The sequence below is a fragment of the Candidatus Poriferisodalis sp. genome (genome assembly GCF_965208895.1).
In the GTDB taxonomy this organism is placed as follows: domain Bacteria; phylum Actinomycetota; class Acidimicrobiia; order Acidimicrobiales; family Poriferisodalaceae; genus Poriferisodalis.
The window spans coordinates 2030301-2047247 of the sequence record NZ_OZ242363.1; the positions used below are offsets into that span (position 1 = coordinate 2030301).

General features: G+C 65.4%; 20 protein-coding genes and 1 tRNA gene. 11 read left to right on the forward strand and 10 right to left on the reverse strand.

Annotated features, from left to right (window positions below):
* Positions 1 to 105 precede the first annotated feature (105 nt).
* Both ACOGJB_RS09185 and ACOGJB_RS09190 read right to left on the reverse strand, forming a co-directional pair.
* Positions 106 to 306 (reverse strand): DUF2283 domain-containing protein, encoded by a 201-nt coding sequence (locus tag ACOGJB_RS09185; RefSeq protein ID WP_419840507.1) that lies wholly within the window; start codon positions 304 to 306, stop codon positions 106 to 108.
* Positions 303 to 518, reverse strand: a complete 216-nt coding sequence (locus ACOGJB_RS09190; protein ID WP_419840508.1) for a DUF4258 domain-containing protein — start codon at positions 516 to 518, stop codon at positions 303 to 305. The genes ACOGJB_RS09185 and ACOGJB_RS09190 overlap by 4 nt, the downstream gene beginning before the upstream one ends.
* A 266-nt stretch (positions 519 to 784) precedes the next feature.
* Here ACOGJB_RS09190 and ACOGJB_RS09195 point away from each other — a divergent pair, with 266 nt between their 5' ends.
* From ACOGJB_RS09195 to ACOGJB_RS09220, 6 genes are all read left to right on the forward strand, one after another.
* Positions 785 to 1495, forward strand: coding sequence for a hypothetical protein (locus tag ACOGJB_RS09195; protein WP_419840509.1), 711 nt, complete (start codon positions 785 to 787; stop codon positions 1493 to 1495).
* Between the two features lie 369 nt (positions 1496 to 1864).
* Positions 1865 to 3406 carry an ATP-dependent nuclease gene (locus ACOGJB_RS09200; RefSeq protein WP_419840510.1) on the forward strand — a complete coding sequence of 514 codons (1542 nt, stop codon included), beginning with the start codon at positions 1865 to 1867 and terminating at the stop codon, positions 3404 to 3406.
* 156 nt (positions 3407 to 3562) lie between these two features.
* On the forward strand, positions 3563 to 3787 hold the full coding sequence (locus tag ACOGJB_RS09205; protein WP_419840511.1) for a ribbon-helix-helix protein, CopG family: 225 nt from the start codon (positions 3563 to 3565) through the stop codon (positions 3785 to 3787).
* A 29-nt stretch (positions 3788 to 3816) separates the two neighbouring features.
* Positions 3817 to 4191, forward strand: coding sequence for a type II toxin-antitoxin system VapC family toxin (locus tag ACOGJB_RS09210; protein ID WP_419840704.1), 375 nt, complete (start codon positions 3817 to 3819; stop codon positions 4189 to 4191).
* A 350-nt stretch (positions 4192 to 4541) separates the two neighbouring features.
* Positions 4542 to 5177, forward strand: a complete 636-nt coding sequence (locus ACOGJB_RS09215) for a Panacea domain-containing protein (RefSeq protein WP_419840705.1) — start codon at positions 4542 to 4544, stop codon at positions 5175 to 5177.
* A gap of 2 nt (positions 5178 to 5179) precedes the next feature.
* Positions 5180 to 5566 carry a type II toxin-antitoxin system PemK/MazF family toxin gene (locus tag ACOGJB_RS09220; protein WP_419840512.1) on the forward strand — a complete coding sequence of 129 codons (387 nt, stop codon included), beginning with the start codon at positions 5180 to 5182 and terminating at the stop codon, positions 5564 to 5566.
* Between the two features lie 197 nt (positions 5567 to 5763).
* On the opposite strand, the gene ACOGJB_RS09225 is transcribed toward ACOGJB_RS09220, so the two are convergent.
* Positions 5764 to 6045 (reverse strand): Fic family protein, encoded by a 282-nt coding sequence (locus ACOGJB_RS09225; RefSeq protein ID WP_419840706.1) that lies wholly within the window; start codon positions 6043 to 6045, stop codon positions 5764 to 5766.
* Positions 6046 to 6248: 203 nt separating this feature from the next.
* Here ACOGJB_RS09225 and ACOGJB_RS09230 point away from each other — a divergent pair, with 203 nt between their 5' ends.
* Together ACOGJB_RS09230 and ACOGJB_RS09235 are read left to right on the forward strand one after the other, a co-directional pair.
* The gene (locus ACOGJB_RS09230) at positions 6249 to 7493 is read left to right on the forward strand and encodes an ATP-binding protein (protein ID WP_419840513.1); all 1245 of its coding nucleotides are present in this window, start codon (positions 6249 to 6251) and stop codon (positions 7491 to 7493) included.
* A 36-nt stretch (positions 7494 to 7529) separates the two neighbouring features.
* On the forward strand, positions 7530 to 8690 hold the full coding sequence (locus tag ACOGJB_RS09235; protein WP_419840514.1) for a metallophosphoesterase: 1161 nt from the start codon (positions 7530 to 7532) through the stop codon (positions 8688 to 8690).
* Between the two features lie 66 nt (positions 8691 to 8756).
* Here ACOGJB_RS09235 and ACOGJB_RS09240 read toward each other — a convergent pair whose 3' ends face one another.
* Positions 8757 to 9104 carry a hypothetical protein gene (locus ACOGJB_RS09240; RefSeq protein ID WP_419840515.1) on the reverse strand — a complete coding sequence of 116 codons (348 nt, stop codon included), beginning with the start codon at positions 9102 to 9104 and terminating at the stop codon, positions 8757 to 8759.
* A gap of 418 nt (positions 9105 to 9522) precedes the next feature.
* Between ACOGJB_RS09240 and ACOGJB_RS09245 the strand changes: the two genes are divergently transcribed.
* The 3 genes from ACOGJB_RS09245 (at position 9523) to ACOGJB_RS09255 (ending at position 11233) form a co-directional block, all read left to right on the forward strand.
* Positions 9523 to 9595 (forward strand) — tRNA-Arg (locus ACOGJB_RS09245).
* Positions 9596 to 9687: 92 nt separating this feature from the next.
* Positions 9688 to 10722, forward strand: a complete 1035-nt coding sequence (locus ACOGJB_RS09250) for a TIGR03617 family F420-dependent LLM class oxidoreductase (RefSeq protein ID WP_419840516.1) — start codon at positions 9688 to 9690, stop codon at positions 10720 to 10722.
* A gap of 151 nt (positions 10723 to 10873) precedes the next feature.
* On the forward strand, positions 10874 to 11233 hold the full coding sequence (locus ACOGJB_RS09255) for a hypothetical protein (RefSeq protein ID WP_419840517.1): 360 nt from the start codon (positions 10874 to 10876) through the stop codon (positions 11231 to 11233).
* A 20-nt stretch (positions 11234 to 11253) separates the two neighbouring features.
* Here ACOGJB_RS09255 and ACOGJB_RS09260 read toward each other — a convergent pair whose 3' ends face one another.
* From ACOGJB_RS09260 to ACOGJB_RS09285, 6 genes are all read right to left on the reverse strand, one after another.
* Positions 11254 to 12096: a DM13 domain-containing protein gene (locus tag ACOGJB_RS09260; RefSeq protein ID WP_419840518.1), complete on the reverse strand. Its 843-nt coding sequence runs from the start codon at positions 12094 to 12096 to the stop codon at positions 11254 to 11256.
* Between the two features lie 77 nt (positions 12097 to 12173).
* The gene (locus tag ACOGJB_RS09265) at positions 12174 to 12725 is read right to left on the reverse strand and encodes a disulfide bond formation protein B (protein ID WP_419840519.1); all 552 of its coding nucleotides are present in this window, start codon (positions 12723 to 12725) and stop codon (positions 12174 to 12176) included.
* A 52-nt stretch (positions 12726 to 12777) separates the two neighbouring features.
* Positions 12778 to 14442 (reverse strand): MFS transporter, encoded by a 1665-nt coding sequence (locus ACOGJB_RS09270; RefSeq protein ID WP_419840520.1) that lies wholly within the window; start codon positions 14440 to 14442, stop codon positions 12778 to 12780.
* A gap of 98 nt (positions 14443 to 14540) precedes the next feature.
* Entirely contained in the window at positions 14541 to 14981 is a 441-nt protein-coding gene (locus tag ACOGJB_RS09275) for an enoyl-CoA hydratase-related protein (protein ID WP_419840521.1), read from the reverse strand.
* The gene (locus ACOGJB_RS09280; protein ID WP_419840522.1) at positions 14933 to 15370 is read right to left on the reverse strand and encodes an enoyl-CoA hydratase-related protein; all 438 of its coding nucleotides are present in this window, start codon (positions 15368 to 15370) and stop codon (positions 14933 to 14935) included. The genes ACOGJB_RS09275 and ACOGJB_RS09280 overlap by 49 nt, the downstream gene beginning before the upstream one ends.
* A gap of 126 nt (positions 15371 to 15496) precedes the next feature.
* Entirely contained in the window at positions 15497 to 16918 is a 1422-nt protein-coding gene (locus ACOGJB_RS09285) for a S1C family serine protease (protein WP_419840523.1), read from the reverse strand.
* Between the last annotated feature and the right edge of the window lie 29 nt (positions 16919 to 16947).

Here is a 16947-nt window from a genome sequence, read left to right on the forward strand (position 1 = left end):
AAGTCGGCTCAGGGCCGGGTGCTCAGGTTGCCCTGCGCAAGCGGTGAGCTCCGCGCCTCCCGTTGACCGTCACCATCGCTACGAGGGTGCGGCGCATCTCGCCCGCTACGCGGTCTCGAACTGGAGAGCGTTGAGGTTGAGATGAGGCGATCTGGCCGACACATTCAGCATCTCGATGCCGACGACCTGTTCGGCAGCGTTGAAATCCAACACCACCCCGGGCGCGACCTCGAGCGAGTCGACAATCGCAGAGTCGTCGAGATGGAAGTACAGCGCATCGTCTTCCTTGTCGATTCGCAGCTTCATGCCTCACCTCGCATTCCGCGGTCAAAGAACACCGTAACCACTCGCCAAGGATCCGACGACGTGTTCACCGCCGCGCGCAGCACTCGGCCATCACGCTCATCGATTGGCCCATAGAAGCGCTCTACCGTGCTGTCATCCGGGTCCCGCACGCGAAATGACGGCGACGCCACGACCCGCTCCACCCACGACCAAGGAATCTCTCGCCGTTCCATCTGCTGTCGAGTGCGAGACCAGCGGCACTGTGGCGCCAACGGCGTGCCGTGCTAGTTCACGCTCAAGATCGATCCCGAAGGGCATCTCGCGGACGGGCTCGACGCAAAGCTCGCGAGTCGAAAATCGACTTCTGCGGGCTACGAGGCCGGTGCTAGAACGACTGAACCCCGGAAGCCGCTAGAGAAGCGACCCCTCGGGGTTGTCGGACCCCACACTACTAGGACCATCGGCTCGAAGGCAACGCACCGACTGCGAAGGACGGCGAGTGGTCTCACCATCGGACCTTGAGCAACTGATCTCCCCGGGCCGTTTCGCGACCTTCGTGGCACTGGCCAACGCCGACCGTTCGCTGGCCGTCGATCTGTACGAGTGGACTGGTGCGGTCGCCGGAGCACTCTTCACCGACTTCCGAATACTCGAGGTCGTCTTCCGAAATCACATCGACCGAGCGCTCAGCAGTTACGTGGCCAGCGTCGCCCCGCATGTTCGGCACTGGATGTGGGATTCGTCTTGGATTCCTCCACAAGGCCACTGGTGGGACGAGGACGCGAGAGAGGCACTCGGCGCTGCCCGCAAGCGTGCCGGTGGGCGCAAGGCATCCCGCGGCGCGGTCATCGCGGAGGTGACGTTCGGCTTCTGGCGCTACACCGTCTCAGGCCGCTACGAAGAGTCGTTCTGGAACACGGCACTTGACAACGCCTTCACCAACATCCCGGGCCATGCTCCAGGGGACCGTCGACGGATGCTTGAGCAATCGATGATCAATCTCCTAGGCCTCCGAAATCGGCTCGCGCACCATGAGCCCATCGCCAAGCCGTGGACGCGGAAGCTCCCAGGCGGCCGAGTGGGGACATTCACCCTCGACGATCTCTACGACGACTTGGTCGGGGTCTTGCGTTGGACGTCACCAGCGCACGCGTCCAGCCTCCTGCGAACCTCGAGAGTTCCGAGACTCTTGGCGGCTCGCCGCTGTTGACTGCCCGCGCGTTGCCGTTCGGCCATCTCGTATCGAGGGGCAAACGTCGAGTCTTGGGCATCAGTCCAGCAGCGTGCTGCTGCCGGAACCCACACGCTGCGCGTGTCCGCTAGCCCCTACGGTTGCTGTCGCAAATCACGGTGGTCGGATTGGGCTATGCGCATCCAACAACTCGACTTGTGGAGCTTCAAGGCGTTCCAAAGGTTCACCATGCATCTTGGGACCAGCGCATTCTTGGTTGGGCCTAACAACGCAGGAAAATCGACCCTCATCGCGGCCGCGAGGGCTGCGGCAGGAATGTTGGAGCATGCGTCCCGGAGAACGCCGACTGGGTCCCGAATACACGGTGAACGACGAGCATGTACACATTTGCTCCGCGCCGATCAGTACGGCTTGGTCACGGAGAATCTTCGGCATCAGTTCCGCTCGGGAGAGTCGGCGGTGTCGATCCGTACGGACACCGATCTGATCCTCACCGGGGTTTGGCCCGATGGTGACGACGACAATCCAGATCCGTACTTCTATCTGCGCCGTCCCGACGAACGGCCGATCTTGCAGCCGAAAGCTGTACGAGAACTGACCGGCCAGATCGGCATCATCCCCGGCCTCTACCCGCTGAATCACACCGAGACAGTCCTAGACGAGACATACGTACGGTCCCAGGCCCAAGGGCGCAGGTCTAGTCAGCATGCTCGAAACCAGCTGCTGATGATCAAGGACGACGGCGACTTTGAGGGATTCAAGCAGTTTGTGACCGACTGGCTTCCCGAGATTGAGGAACTCGCGGTCTCGACACGTCCGGGCGCGAAACTCGGCCACCGGGAACTCGACGTACTCGTCCGAGAGCGTGGCGACAGGACGTCGAAGGAGCTGTTCTGGGTCGGCGATGGCATGCAGATTTTCGTGCAGATCCTGACCCATCTCTGGCGCTTCAAGTCGGCAGATGTCGTGATCCTCGATGAGCCTGATCTCTATCTGCATGCCGATCTCCAGCGGCGTCTGGTGAGGTTGCTCAACTCGACGTCGGCGCAGACGATCACAGCAACCCACTCTTCCGAGATGCTTGCGGAGGCCTCTTCTGAGTCGGTTGTGTGGGTCGACAAGACCCGCCGCAGAGCCGTGCGTCGACCCGAGCCCGCGTCACTCGAGGATCTGTCGACGCAGATTGGCTCAAGCTTCAACTTGCGGCTCGCGACGGCCCTCCGCGCCCGGACCGTGGTTTTCGTGGAAGGGGACGACATGTCCATCATCCGCGAACTGGCGAAGACGATCGGTGCCGATCACCTGGCCGGCGAGCGCAACTGCGCGGTCATTGAAATCAAGGGCTTCAGCAACTGGGTCCAGGTCGAGCCCTTCAAGTGGTTCGTCACGGACTTCCTCGAGGGTTCCGTTGAGGTACATGTGCTGCTCGATCGCGACTATCGGGCCGATGCGGATGTTGACGAGGTGCGTTCGAGTCTCGAAGAAATCGGCGTCCACGCCCATGTCTGGCGCCGGAAGGAACTCGAGAGCTATCTGCTCGAACCGGCGGCTCTGGCACGCGTGTCGAACTCATCAGAGGATTTCATCGCGTCCCAGTTGGAGTCGATCACGGACGACATGACCGAGAGGGCCCTCGCCCAATTCGCCGCGAAGCGGCACATCTCCCATAAGACCGGCAAGAAGGACATCGCGAGCACCGTCAGCGAGACGAACACAGAACTGAGGCCACGAGCCGCAGATCCCGTGTGGCGCCTCCAGAGATACCCGGCCAAGGAGATTCTGAGAGCGCTGAACGGAGTCCTCCAGCAGGCCGGCCACGACACGGTGTCGACCAAGAATCTCGCCCGCCGCATGCTTCCATCCGAGATTCCTGACGAGATGCGCAACTGGCTGATCGAGGTTGACGACAGCATCAAACGTCGGCCCTAATTCTGAAACTGGCAGTGCACGGGCGCTTGTCGGCACATGCGCGGTCCGAAGCGTCACCCGATACCCAGCCGAGGAGCTGTGGGGGCTGCACGGCGCCGACACCTCGCCGACGAATCCCGTTACGGCCCGGTCAGCTCCCTGGGTATGCTGGCACACGTGAAGCGGACCACCGTCAAGCTCCCATTCGAACTCGACGCCCACCTTCGCCACGAAGCCGCTCGACGCAACATCACCATCTCAGAGCTGACGAGAGAGGCGATCGAGCACCATCTCGGGCCTCGGCGACGCCTCGGAGCGGCGGCGGCCGGTCGCAGCGGCCGTTCAGACATCTCCGAACGCATCGAGGAGATCCTGGCAAGCGAGGTCCCAGCATCGCGCTGATAGTCGCTGCCGGGCCGCTCTACGCCTACATCGACGCAGACGATCGACATCACGCGGCCAGCTTGAATCTGCTCTCGCAGCATCGGGGACCGCTCATCGTGCCGACCCTGGTGATCACCGAAGTCGCGCACCTCGTCGGCACGCGACTGGGCTCTCGGGCCGAAGTGCGGTTCTTGGGCGACCTCGCTTCTGGAGACCTGTTCGTGGAGCCCGTGGCAGCGAGTGATTGGCTGCGCATCGCCGAACTGGTTCACGCCTACGGCGATCTGCCGTTGGGCACGGTCGACGCCTCCGTCATAGCCGCTGCAGAGCGCCTGGGCGCGACAGCCGTGGCCACCGTCGACCGCCGCCACTTCGGCATGGTCCGGCCTCTGCACTGCGAACGGCTCGAGATCCTGCCCTGACCGGTCGCCTTCCGCCGGCGCGAAACGGGAAGCCGGTCCGCCCGAAGTCGACTCAGGGTCGAGTCGGCGACAGCCGGCGGGCGTCGCTTGAGGTGTTGGGATCTCGACTTCGACCGTTTCGAACCGGGTCGACAACGGTGCCATGACATCGCCGCCCGCAGCCGGCCACTCCGCGTCCGCATCGGCGAGGGACTGGCTGTGGTAGGCGATCGCATCGTCGATGGACATCGCAGGCACCGGCACCGGCGGGTGCTGTCGTGACCTGGGCGCCGGGGGTTGCGATGATGCCGAATGTGCCGGCTTGTCTAGGCCCGTCATCAGGAGGTGAATACGCTGGACGTGTGGCTCGTATGCGCACAGATGTGTCTCGCGCATCGGAGGCGATGAAGGCGCTGTTGGGGCTGGCAGAAGCTCGGGGCTTGTGGATGACGCGCACCAAGTCCGCCAAGCTGCTGTATCTGGCCGATCTGCGTTCGGTCGAGAGTGACGGCGTCACGGGCTCAGGTGTGGTGTGGCAATGGCGGAACTACGGACCGTTCTCAAACGATCTCTACAGCGTCGAAGATCGGCTGGCGGCGAGCGGCGACATCACCGTCGAAGAGACCAACAACTACTTCGGCAGTCCCGAGTACCGCCTGCGAGCCGCCGCTGCGACGACGAGCCTCGACGAGGCAAGCCCTTTTCTGGTTCACCTCGATGACGTGCTCTCCGAGCATGGCGGCCTCAGCCCTAGCGAGCTCAAAGACCTCACCTACGAGACCGAGCCGATGCGCGAAGCCCAAGCGGACGGCGAGCGCAACGTAATCCTCGACTTGGGGGACACTGCCCCCATCCCTGGCGCGTCAGCGACCCTGCACCGCTTCCAGCGCATGCTCGACAATTACGTCGACGACGAAGAGCCGGCACCGCCCGGCTGCCGTCCGGAAATCTTGAATCCGCTGCGAGCAAACCGAGCACGAGCGAACCAGATCCTGCTCGACGACTAGCAGTGGACCGGCCTGTCACCGGCGGCATCTATCTGGTCGCGGACGAACTCATCTCGCTGGACGACGGCAAGCATCGGAGTGTGCACGACTCGCGCCGGCCGTTCCTCGTACTCAGCGCAGCCGATTACAACGACCGGGAAAACTGGCGTGTCGTGCTCGGATGTCCGATCTCGAAATCCACGAGATTCCGCACCGAACTCTGCGTGAAGCTCGCCGCCGGCGACGGCAACATGCCCGAGAAATGCTGGGTACGGGTGCCGGCGCTTCAGGCCATGCCTAAGTCGGATCTCCAAGACCTGACCGGCAGCGTCCCGCGGCCCAAGCTGGACGAGGTCCAGATGAGAGTGCTGCAATACCTGGGGCTCATCGACGAGGAATCGCCCTTCTAATCCCAACGCATGCGCTACTGGTGAAGTGCCTTTGTGCCGCTCCACACGCTGCTGGGGCGGCGACGCTGAGGGCGTTGTGGCCGAGCCGCCCCAGTTCGCCAGCAGCCGAGGGCGGATACATCTCGTCGAGCAGCAGCCTCACATCGACAGCATGCGCTGGCAGCGATCCGCCAGCGCCCGCAGTTCTTCGGCGGCCTTCACATCAGCCGCGATGCGGTCGGCGAGCTGATCGGCACCGTCGAGTGGCGGGTCAGGCCCGCCCGCCGCAGGGCTCCGGTGACGAGTATGCGGCCGAGGCGGCCGTTGCCGTCGCCGTAGAGATGGATCGCCTCGAACTGGGCATGCAGGACCGCCGCGTGGGAGTTCGAGTCGAGGTCGGTTCGCTCATTCGCGAACGCGATGAGATCGTCGCTGAAGTCCGCTATCTCGTCTGGCGCCGACGGAACGTAGGTGGCCCTGAACGGCGAGCTGCCGCCGATGCCCTGAGCTGAGGCCGTTGGGGGCTTAGCTCAGAGACCCTCACGGGTTGCATGAGCTTGCGCCACCATGGCGCAAGGCCGGAATCCAAGACGCGTCGTCGGTGACGTAGCTCGGTTTTGCAAGGATTATAGGCTTTTTGTTTCTAAAACAAAAGCGCTATAAACTATGAAAAGCAGATGCACCGAGGAGGCAGACCGCATCGATGGACCGCCGTCTCAACCCGTACACGCCCAACGCAGGCGCCAAGCCTCCAGTGCTCGTAGGCCGCAAGAGCGAACTGGAGGATTTCGATGTGCTGCTGCACCGTCTCGAAGCCGGCTACACCGAGAAGTCCTTGATCGCCGTCGGACTGCGCGGGGTGGGCAAGACCGTGCTGCTTGGCGAGTTCCGTCACCTCGCGCTGGAACGCGAATGGAACGTGGTCGAGATTGAGGTCTCCAAGTGGGACGAGGCGCAGTTTCGAAGGAGCATCGCCCGCGAACTGCGGCGCGTGCTGCACGGCATCAGCGCCCGAAACCGGTGGACCGAGAAGCTCAGGGGCGCGATCGGCGCACTGCGTTCGTTCACGCTCAAGGTCGACCCCGAGGGTCATCTCACGGTCGGGCTCGACGCCGATGCCTCGGTGGGCGTGGCCGACAGCGGAGATCTCGACGCCGACCTGAGCGATCTGCTGGTCGGCGTGGGCGAGGCCGCTCGTGAGCACGACACCGGGGTCGTGCTGTTGCTCGACGAATTGCACTTCTTGACACGGCCACAGATGGAGGCACTCATTGCGGCCGTCCACAAGACCGTTCAACGCTCGCTGCCTCTCACCGCGGCGGCCGCTGGATTGCCGCAGATTCACGAACTCGTCGGAGACGCCAAGACCTACGCAGAGCGCCTGTTCAAGTTCCCCTCTATCGGGAAGCTCGACGATTCGGAGGCGCGGGAAGTCCTGCGAGAGCCTGCGAGAAGACTCGACGTGGATTTCGGTGACAAAGCCCTCGATCTCGGACTGGAATTCTCTGAGGGGTATCCCTACTTCCTGCAGGAATTCGGCGAGGCAGCATGGGACCTCGCCTCCGGGTCATCGATCAACGAAATGGATGGGCTGCGCGCCAAGCTGGTGGTGCAGGAAAAGCTGGATTCCGGATTCTTCAAGGTTCGGCTCGAGCGCACAACCGAACTTCAGAAGGCCTACCTGCGGGCAATGGCAGAACTCGGACCCGACGCACAGCTCGCAAGCCGAGTAGCCGATCTACTCGATCGCACCTCGTCTGAGTGCGGTCCGACCCGAAAGCAGCTCATCGACAAGGGCTTGCTGTATGCGACCGAGCACGGCTATGCCGCTTTCACCGTTCCCGGGTTCGATGACTACCTCAAGCGAGCCATTCCCCATCTCACGCCGCCGCCTATGAAACGAAGGCGAAATCATGGTCTTGCAAGGCCGATTTCGGTGAGCGGCTGATCTGTGACACCCTGCTGACTCGGAGTCGTGCCGTAGATGATCTTGAACTACTACTCAGTTGCGGCTGCTGTGCTGGTGGGTGCCGTCTCGGGGTTCTTGACGGTGCGGTGGCTGCGTGGCGGCCTCGGCGGCGGACCGGTGCTCGGGCGGGCTGCGGGCGTGGGGTTCGCGGGCACGGTGGTGTTCGGCGTCGGGGGGCTGGCGATCACCGGTGCGGACGGGTTCACGCTGATCCATGTCGCCTATGTCGTGGGTACCGTCGGGGTGCCGCTGGCCGGCGGCATCGTGCTGCTTTGGGCCCGGCCGCGACCTGGGGCTGTCACCGCCGCCTGCGTCATCGCCTTGGCTGCCGTGCCGGTCGGCCTCTATGCGACGCATGTGGAGCCCTTCTGGCTGAAGGTGGATGCCGTGGAGCTTGCGGTCGTCGGGGTCGATGAGCCGATCCGGATCGGCGTGCTGGCTGATCTGCAGACCACCGCCATCGGCGACTACGAGCGCGATGCGACCGAACGCCTGCTCGGCTTCGGGCCCGACATCGTGCTGCTGCCCGGTGACCTGTATCAGTTCGATGCCGAATTGCTGGACGAGCGTGCACCACAGTTCACGCAGCTGATCGAGCGGATCGTCGACGAGGTGCCGCTCGTGTACTTGGTGAGCGGCAACACCGACACCGTCGCCGGCCTGCGGCAGATCACCGCCCGCACCGGAGCCAGAGTGCTCGACAACGAGATCGACACCTTCGAGCTCAAAGGCGTGTTGGTGAGCATCGGCGGCACGACGCTGTTCGGCGACGACGCGGCAGCTCGGCGAATGGCGGCGCGACTCGCGGGCGCCGAACCAGCCGGGGGCGTGCAAACGAGCAATGGGCGCGCCGGCGACGGGCAGGCCGGGGTGCGGATCCTGCTCGGTCACAAGCCGGATGCCATCGAGCTGGTGCGGGCGACGCCGGTCGATTTGCTGGTTGCCGGCCACACCCATGGCGGGCAGGTCTCGCTGCCGATCTTCGGTCCGCCGCTGACCCTGTCAAACGTGCCAAGACACATCGCCGCCGGCGGGCTGGCGGAGCTGGACGGCACACCGATCTACGTGTCAACGGGCGTAGGCCGCGAGCGCGGCAACGCCCCCCAGCTGCGACTCGGCGTCCGCCCCTCGATCGGCATCATCGATCTCGTGAGCGACGTCGGCGACGGCCCATGAGCAGCGCCCTGCCACGGCTGTCTCAACGGTCCCTGCGGGCCGCCCCAATCCCGACCGCCACCCCCGTCAGGGCAGTGTGAAGGCGACGAGCGCGGCATTCGCCCTGCGGCCGCTAGCGACGACAGACTGCCGGCCTGACTGCGCCGTGTAGGTCATCGGGTTGGAATAAGTCTCAGACGGTGTTGCGCCGCCGCTTGGTCGCTGCAGCGTTCCCTGCGGACTCGGCGGTGTGACGAGGGGACCCAGCGCGAACCGCTGCATCTCGGCTGCCGCGAGCGCATGCATCTGCGTTGTCAGATCGTTCTGGTCGTCCAGCGCGACACCTTGAAGAGCGAACGGCGGTGATTTGGGCGGGAAGGGCTGGGTGGGATAGGCCTCTTCGCCGGGCCGTTGGCAATGAGCATCCTCACCCACAAGTCGTACTTCTGCTCTGCTGAGAGCAGCTTGTTCGGTTTGCGGTCCTGCGAACTCATCAGCTGCGGCCTCCTGAACAAAGACCGCCAACCCTGCCCGACGCTGCTTGAAGAAACTCCGAACCTGTCGCGCGAAGTCAGACGCAACACGCGCAACCGCGAAGCGCCCGTAATGGCGTCTACCGAAGCAGTCACTGTTCCAACGCATTCTCAGCGCTACAAGGCTCTGTTCGCCGACGGCGAGCCAATCCGGGTCAAGCACCTGGCAAAAGCCACTGCGGCCAGCCGGCCGCCACGAAACCACAAGGCCAATAGATACCGACCCCGGACCAAGCCGATCCCGCGGCGGTGCGAGTGCGATTCGCGACACCCGCACTGTTACCCGCGCCGATACCCGCACTACATTCCGCACAGGTCCCGCCCTCGTAGCTCAGGGGATAGAGCGTCGGTTTCCTAAACCGTGCGTCGCAGGTTCGAATCCTGCCGAGGGCGCTGATTGGGTGGGCACGGCATCAGCAGGCACGCTCGGCAGCAGCGACGCGGCTGTTGCAGCATGATGGCTCGCTGGAAGACGGGAGCGCCCCATGCATGTCAGCGCGACATTGCCTCAGCACAACCTGCGAGCCGTGCCCGACGAGGTACGCCGCATCGAGGCCGACGGCTACGACTGCGTCGTCACGATGGAGAACCGGCATGAGCCGTTCATCCCCCTCGGCATCGCAGCGGTGCACAGCGAGCGGGTGAAGCTCGCCACCAGCGTGGCGATCAGCTTCCCCCGCAGCCCGATGGTGACCGCGTCGACTGCGTGGGACCTGCAGGCGGCCTCGGGCGGGCGCTTCGTGCTGGGCATCGGCAGCCAGGTCAAGGGCCACAACGAGCGGCGGTTCAGCGTGCCGTGGTCGGCGCCGGCGCCCCGCATGGCCGAGTACGTGCAGGCGATCCGGGCCATCTGGCACACCTGGTCCACCGGCGAGCAGCTCAGCTACGAGGGCGAGCACTACCGCTTCTCGCTGATGACGCCGAACTTCACGCCCGAGCCGCTTGACGGGCCAACGCCGCCGATCATGATCGCTGCGGTCGGCCCGGCCATGCTGCGAGTCGCCGGGCAGTACTGCGACGGGGTGCGCCTGCACGGCTTCTGCACGCCGGACTATCTGCGGGAACATGTGATGCCCCAGCTGCAAGCCGGTTTGGACCGGGCCGCGCGCAGCCGCAGCGACTTCTGGGTGACCGGCGGCGGGTTCATCTGCACCGGCCCCGACGACGAGGCCGTGGAGCGCATGGTCGAGTGGGTCCGCTACCGGATCGGCTTCTACGGCAGCACCCGGGCGTACTGGCCGGTGCTCGAACAGCACGATCTCGGGGACCTCGGCGAGAAGCTCAACCATCTCTCACGCAACGACGGCTGGGGCCAGATGGCCGGCTGCGTCGACGACAACGTGGTGCGGCTCTTTGCTGCAGTGGGTCGCCATGACCAGATCGCCGGCGCCATTGCCGAGCACTTCGACGGCCTGGTCGACGAGGTGAACGCCAGCGTCTCCATGGACATCGGCGCCGACCTGCCGCCCGACGTGATCGAGGACATCGGGGCCATCACGACCGACGGCAAGCCGGCCTGACGAAACGCACGGGCCAAGAGGCTCACCAGCCCTGCGGCGCTGACGCATGCAGACCAGCCCCTGCGGCCATCGGCAAGCCCCGACATCAGCTTGCGACGTCGGCTAGCAAAGAGAACTCGCGCAGCATTGACGAACCCAAAGGGGATGCACCATGCCTGACGACACCGAAGCGATTGTGGAAGTACGGGACTACACCATCGAGCCCGAGTGGTTTGAGGCGTACCGGCAGTGGGCCACCGACCATGCGGCGCCTTGGCTGCGGGCCAATCTCGACGTGATCGACTTCTGGGTCGACGACGGCCATGAGCCCGAGGTTGCGGGATCAGACCCGCAGGTGTCCCCCCACGGCCAGCCGAACGTGTGCTGGATCATCCGATGGGCAAGCCGGGAAGCCCGCGACGAGGGCTTCAGGTCAACCCTCGGCGGCGCCGAGTGGCAGGAGATCTGGGCGAAGCACCCGAACACGAACGCCTACCTGCACCTCAACGTGCGCTTCATGACGGCCGCCTGATCTGGAGAGGCGGCAGGGCGTCAGTTCATGGGCGCCAGTTCGGCGGTGCCGAAGACCACGCGGAAGCGGACGCACCAGACCGACACGGTGCTGTAGCGGTCGAGGTCCACGTCGTCGGGAATCACGTAGTTCTGTGCCCCGATATTGCCCTTCAGATCGCCCAGGTCGATGAAATCGTCCACGAGGTCGCCAACCGATGCGTCCGGACCCGCAGTGTGCAGGTACACGTTCAGATCGGGGCCGTTGTCGGTGGCGAAGTCGTCGTCGAATCGCAGGAATGTCTGGGTGCCGTCGGTCAGCACCACCGCAGTGCCCTCGGCGGGGTGCGTCCGGGGCCCGAAGCTCCCGACATAGGCGACCCGGACGCCGCCCTCAGCCATCTCCTCGGCCGCTGCCATTGTCTCGGCCTGCTCCCGCTCTCGCTCGGCGGCGAGCTGCGCCGCCTCGTCGGGGCTCATCATCTGCTCCTCAGCGGCTTCCAGCTGGGCGATCTCTTCGAGCATCGGGTTCAGATGCCCGTACATATGGCCCATCGCCTCGTCCGAGCCGTCGGCCATTGCGTCTTCGCGCATGCGGTCGGCTTCGGATTCGAGCTCCGTGCGGCGCTCGGCGAGCGCAGCCCGTCCCTCGGAATCGCCACCGGCCAGTGCAGCGCTGATGAGCTCGTCGATATCGGTCTCGCCAAGATCGACAGCGAACTCGGGCGCCTCCTCGTCCACCACGTCATCGACGAACAACTTGTGGACAGCGAACACGGAAAAGGCCAAGTACAGGACCGCCGCCGAAGCTAGGCCGAGGACTGCCGCCGCCGCCCAGCGCCCGCCCGTGGTCCGGGGGATCAACTTGCCGAGCAACCGCTTCATTGTCCGGTCACGTTCTTGTTCATGTTGAACACCGTAGAAGGCGCACGCTCGCTTTCATCGCCACCCGCGACGGATACTCAGGTTCGGCGCCGCGACGAGATCAGTAGAGCGCCCACCAGCACGAACACGCTGCCGGCCATGTACGGGATCGACACGAAACCGAACTCCCACGCGTACCGCACGGCGCACGGACTCGTCAGGCTGCACGTCGTGGCACCCTCGAGATCGGGAAAGTGCTGCAGCAGGTAGTGCCACGTCGACATCGCAGCGCCCGCCGCGCACATCGGCAGCCCGTACAAATGCACGCCCCGGTCCTTGCGTGCCCAGCCGACGGCGAGCACCAGCGCCAGCGGGTACATCGCGATGCGCTGGAACCAGCACCAGCGGCACGGCTCGAGATGGGCGATCTCGGACAGGTACAGCGAGCCCAGCGTGGCCGCAATCGCCAACAGCGCCGCCATTCCCACGACCGTCCGGGCGCCTACCGCAGCCGTCCCTCGCCCAGTCGACACACGCCCGCGACCGGGACCGCCGCGGCGCCGCAGTGCTGCCACCGCAAGACCGAGCGTCGCGACATTGCACAGGATCGCCGCGGCGGCGAACAGTTGCAGCACCTGGTCGAGAGTCAAGGGCTCAGCGTGCCATACGGTTCTGCATGACACCGCGCGCAGGCGCTTCCCCTCAGTTGTCCGAGCGATCCGGCCGTCCGATGGGGATCCACAGCGACGCGAACGCCACGCTGGCCGCAACCAGGAAGAACACCAGTGCGTGTTGGTAATAGATGAGGGAGCCGGGTCCTGAGTCTTCGGTGAGCAAGGCAAAGAACGCTGCGATGCCGATCGCCGCCGACGCATACCGCAACGTGTTGAACAGCCCGCTGACCTCCCCGAAGTACTTGTCGGGCACTGCCTTGAGCGCCACGCTGTTGAGCAGCGGCACGCACATGCCCCAGCCCATGCCGTACAGCAGGATGCTGGGCGCCATCGCGAACCAGTAGTTCGGTTCGGTGCCAAGTGCGAGCACCAGCCAGCCAGTCGACGCGATCTGCACGGCGGCCCCTGTCCGGCACAGCCAGATCGCCGACCAACGATCGCCCAAGCGGCTGAAGGTGACAGTGGAGAAACCCGCCGCGATGGGTCCGAGGGTCAGTGCCAGTCCAACCCCTGCGACCCCGTAGCCCCACACGTTCTGCAAGAACAGCGGCCACAGCAGCCACAGCGACTGCGACGAGATACCGACCAAGAAATTTGCCAGCTGCGTCACCCACACGGCGCGGCGCCGCAACAAGTGCAGGTTCAGCAGCGGCTCGGGATGGCGCAGCGAATTGACGACAAAGACCGCCAGCGCGAGCACGCCGACAGCGGCAATCGAGAGAGACAGCGGGGACACGAATCCCCATTCCCTGCCCTGCATCAAGGGCGTTACGAGGGCCAGCAGCGCCACCGTGCCCGCAGTCGCCCCGACGATGTCCAGCCGCTGGAGTTTGGGCGGTGTCGGCTGTTCGCTCAGCACACGCAGGCCCACGAAGAACAGCAGCCCCGCAATGGGGGCGCTCACGAAGTACAGCACCCGCCAGCCCGCCACAGCCAGCAGCAGTGTGGACACTTGTGGGGCGATGGCTGCGGCAAGCGGCCCCGATGCGGACCACAGTCCGACGGCCGTGGTGCGCCTGGATTTGGGAAACAGTGGCAGCACCAAGCTGAGCGAGGCGGGAAGGATGGCCGCACCGGCGATGGCTTGCATCACTCGCGCCAAGTTCAACGTCCACACGGTGGGCGCGATGGCGGAGAACACCGCAGACAGCGCGAACAGCGCCAGCCCGATCTGGAAGATGCGCTTGCGGCCGATCCGGTCGGCGAGACGGCCCGCCAGCGGCAAGAAGGCGGCCGTGCCGATCATGAAGCCGGCGATGCCCCAGCCCACATCGGAAGCTGTGGCGCCTTCGAAGCCGTCCCGGATGGAATCCAGCGCCAGGTTGGAAGCGGTGCTGTTGAAGCCCAACAGCACCGTTCCCATGGACGCAACTGCCAGACCCCTCCACGCGGATCCCGAGACTGGCTCAAGGGCCCCAGCGTGGCGCGTCGTGGACTTCGGTGGCAGATCGGCATCGCCGGGCTCGGCCGCTCGCAAGATTGTCGGCGCGGAAGACTCGACAGGCGGAACTGCGCCGTTGCGCTGACCAGTGTCGACATCGCCGATCGCATCGCGGCGCGGTATCGCAGGAGCGCCGGCACCCGCCCTCGGAACCGCCCCATCCTGCGGATCGCGACGGGTTACGGGCACGCTCGAAGGCACAGTCGGCACCCGCGCCGGATCGACCTCGCTGAGGTCGACCTCGTTCCGCATCGAAACCAGCGTACGGCGACGCCCGCGCCGTCAATCGCGTAAACCGAACGGCTGTTAGAGAAGCCGCTGTTGGCCCGTGCTCGTGACGGGCGCCTCGGTTACCGGCCGTGGAACACCGGCTCGCGCTTGTCCACGAACGCCTGCGCCGCTTCCTTGTGGTCGTCGGTCTGCCCGGTGTGGATGTGGTGCGCGGCCTCCATGTCGAGGCACTCGCCCATGTCGCCGTGCACCGCCCGGTTCAGGTTCTCCTTCATGTAGCGGTAGGCCACCGTGGGTCCGTTGGCCAGTCGCCGGGCGATGGCGCCCACCTCGTCCATCAGGCTGTCGGCTTCGAATACGCCGTTCACCAGTCCCAGCGACACGGCCTGGTCCATGTCGACCCGATCCGACAAGAAGTACAGCTCGCGCGCCTTGGCCGAGCCGATCAGGCGTGACATGAACCACGTGCCGCCGTAGTCGCCACTGAAGCCCACCCGGGCAAACGCCGTGGTCATGATCGCGTTCGGCGCTGCGTACCGCAGGTCGCATGAAAGGGCCATCGACAGGCCCGCGCCGGCTGCGGCTCCGGCAGTGCGGCAATCGTCGGCTTCGGCATCTCGTACAGCCGTCCGGAGGTGTCGCGCTGGCTGCGGCGCTGGTTGTGCACCCGGGCGTCGTACTGCAGCGGGCTGCCGCCGCCCTCGCCGCCGGCCGCGGCCATGCCCTTCACATCACCGCCGGCGCAGAAGGCGCCTCCCGCTCCGGTCAGCACCAGCGCCCCCACGTCGGAGGCCACTTCGGCATCGGCGATCGCAGCGACGAGCCCCTCCATCATCGGCGTGGACATCGCGTTGCGGCGCTCAGGGCGGTTGAGCGTGATCGTCATCACGCCGTCGCTGATGTCGACGAGTATGTCGTCGGTCCCTGTATCGAAGACCCGGTCAGCCATCTCTGCACTCCTTGTTCAGCTTGGTTCAGCCTGGTCGCCGGTGCAGCCTGCGCCGACCCGACCAGCCTCCGCAGTATCGCGAACGGGCGCGACACGCGCAGGGCTGCAGGGCTGGCTGTGCCGGGGCTACCCCTCGGTGCCCGCAGGAACGAAGGAGCCGAGGTTCAGCTCGACGCTTCGGAGCCTCCCGTCGCCGCCGATCACACCCAGCTCGATCCGGGTGCCCGGCAGCAGCGCCAAGATCTCCACCACGAGGTCCTCGCTCCTGCGGATCTCCATGCCGTCGAATGCGACAATCACATCGCCGGGTTCGATGCCCGCCTGATCGGCGGCCCCGCCTGCGTCGATGCCCACGACGAGCGCTCCATAGGTGACCTCGGGAGCTACGGCGACATCGGCCAGTTCGTCATCGGGATCAGGACCCGGCTCGACGGTCTCGGGGCCTCGGTCGCCGAGGTTTGCGCCCGGATCGTCGGGTTCTTCGGGTGCACGGTTCGATGCGATGAAGTCCTCCACCGAAATGATGCGCACGCCGAGGTACGCCTTGGCCTGTACGACTCCCTCGAGCAGCTGATCGATGATCGGGCGGGCATGATCGATCGAGATGGCGTAACCGATGCCCTCGGCAATGCCGCGCCCTGCCAACGAACTGGCCTGAATCGCAGTGTTCACGCCGATCACCTCGCCTGCCGCATTCACCAGCGGCCCGCCGGAATTGCCCGGATTGATCGCAGCATCGGTCTGTATCAGCTTCACCAGCCGCTTGCCGTCGGGGAACTCGATGTAGCGGTCGAGGCCAGACACAATGCCCGCGGTGACCGTCGGCTCGCCGATGATGTCGAGCGCGTTGCCGATCGCGATCACCTCATCGCCCACCTCGACCCCGTCGGTGGAGCCCAGTCGCACCGTCGGCAGTCCCTCTCGATCGACCTTCAAGACGGCAAGGTCTCTAGTGGAATCGCTGGCGATCACCTCCGCCGCCAGGAGTTCCCCGCCGAAGAGTCTGACGTCCACGGTGTCGGCGTCCTCCACCACATGGGCGTTGGTCACTATGTGCCCCCGAGACGACACAACGAAGCCCGAGCCGCCGCCTTCGCCGCCGTCGTCGGTCGCAATCTTGACGATCACCACCGACTCCTGCACCTCCTCGAGCACCGCTTTGACGTTGATGCCTTCGATGCGGCTGCCCAGCGGCGCCCCGGGCTGACCAAGCTCGCCGGCGAGCATCCGCGCCCATGTCTCGGCGATGACGTTCGGGTCGAGGTCGACGGTTTCGGCCCCCGATGAGCTGCTGTCGCCCGCGGCGGCGGAACCGTCGGCTTGCGGAATGCCGAACAGGTTGGCGTTGGCGAGAACCTGGCTCCAGAAGTCCGCGTCGCCGGTGGACCCTTCCGGTGGCAACACCTCCACGGTCCCACCGTCGTCAGTCTCACCTGCGTCGTCGGCAATCGACAGCTCCGTGCTGGGCGGCGACTCGGCCGCACTTTCGACACCCGTCGGTCCGCTGTCGTCGCCGCCGAGAACGATGACCAGGATCAACCCAGCCACCAGCGCTCCGACCAGCGCTCCGACCGCAC

Bases quoted from the DNA above. Each gene is read 5' to 3' on its own strand.
- ACOGJB_RS09185 (WP_419840507.1), bottom strand. From the start codon at position 306: ATGAAGCTGCGAATCGACAAGGAAGACGATGCGCTGTACTTCCATCTC.
- ACOGJB_RS09190 (WP_419840508.1), bottom strand. From the start codon at position 518: ATGGAACGGCGAGAGATTCCTTGGTCGTGGGTGGAGCGGGTCGTGGCG.
- ACOGJB_RS09215 (WP_419840705.1), top strand. From the start codon at position 4,542: ATGCGCACAGATGTGTCTCGCGCATCGGAGGCGATGAAGGCGCTGTTG.
- ACOGJB_RS09230 (WP_419840513.1), top strand. From the start codon at position 6,249: ATGGACCGCCGTCTCAACCCGTACACGCCCAACGCAGGCGCCAAGCCT.
- ACOGJB_RS09235 (WP_419840514.1), top strand. From the start codon at position 7,530: ATGATCTTGAACTACTACTCAGTTGCGGCTGCTGTGCTGGTGGGTGCC.
- ACOGJB_RS09250 (WP_419840516.1), top strand. From the start codon at position 9,688: ATGCATGTCAGCGCGACATTGCCTCAGCACAACCTGCGAGCCGTGCCC.
- ACOGJB_RS09255 (WP_419840517.1), top strand. From the start codon at position 10,874: ATGCCTGACGACACCGAAGCGATTGTGGAAGTACGGGACTACACCATC.
- ACOGJB_RS09260 (WP_419840518.1), bottom strand. From the start codon at position 12,096: ATGAAGCGGTTGCTCGGCAAGTTGATCCCCCGGACCACGGGCGGGCGC.
- ACOGJB_RS09270 (WP_419840520.1), bottom strand. From the start codon at position 14,442: ATGCGGAACGAGGTCGACCTCAGCGAGGTCGATCCGGCGCGGGTGCCG.
- ACOGJB_RS09275 (WP_419840521.1), bottom strand. From the start codon at position 14,981: ATGGCCCTTTCATGCGACCTGCGGTACGCAGCGCCGAACGCGATCATG.
- ACOGJB_RS09280 (WP_419840522.1), bottom strand. From the start codon at position 15,370: ATGGCTGACCGGGTCTTCGATACAGGGACCGACGACATACTCGTCGAC.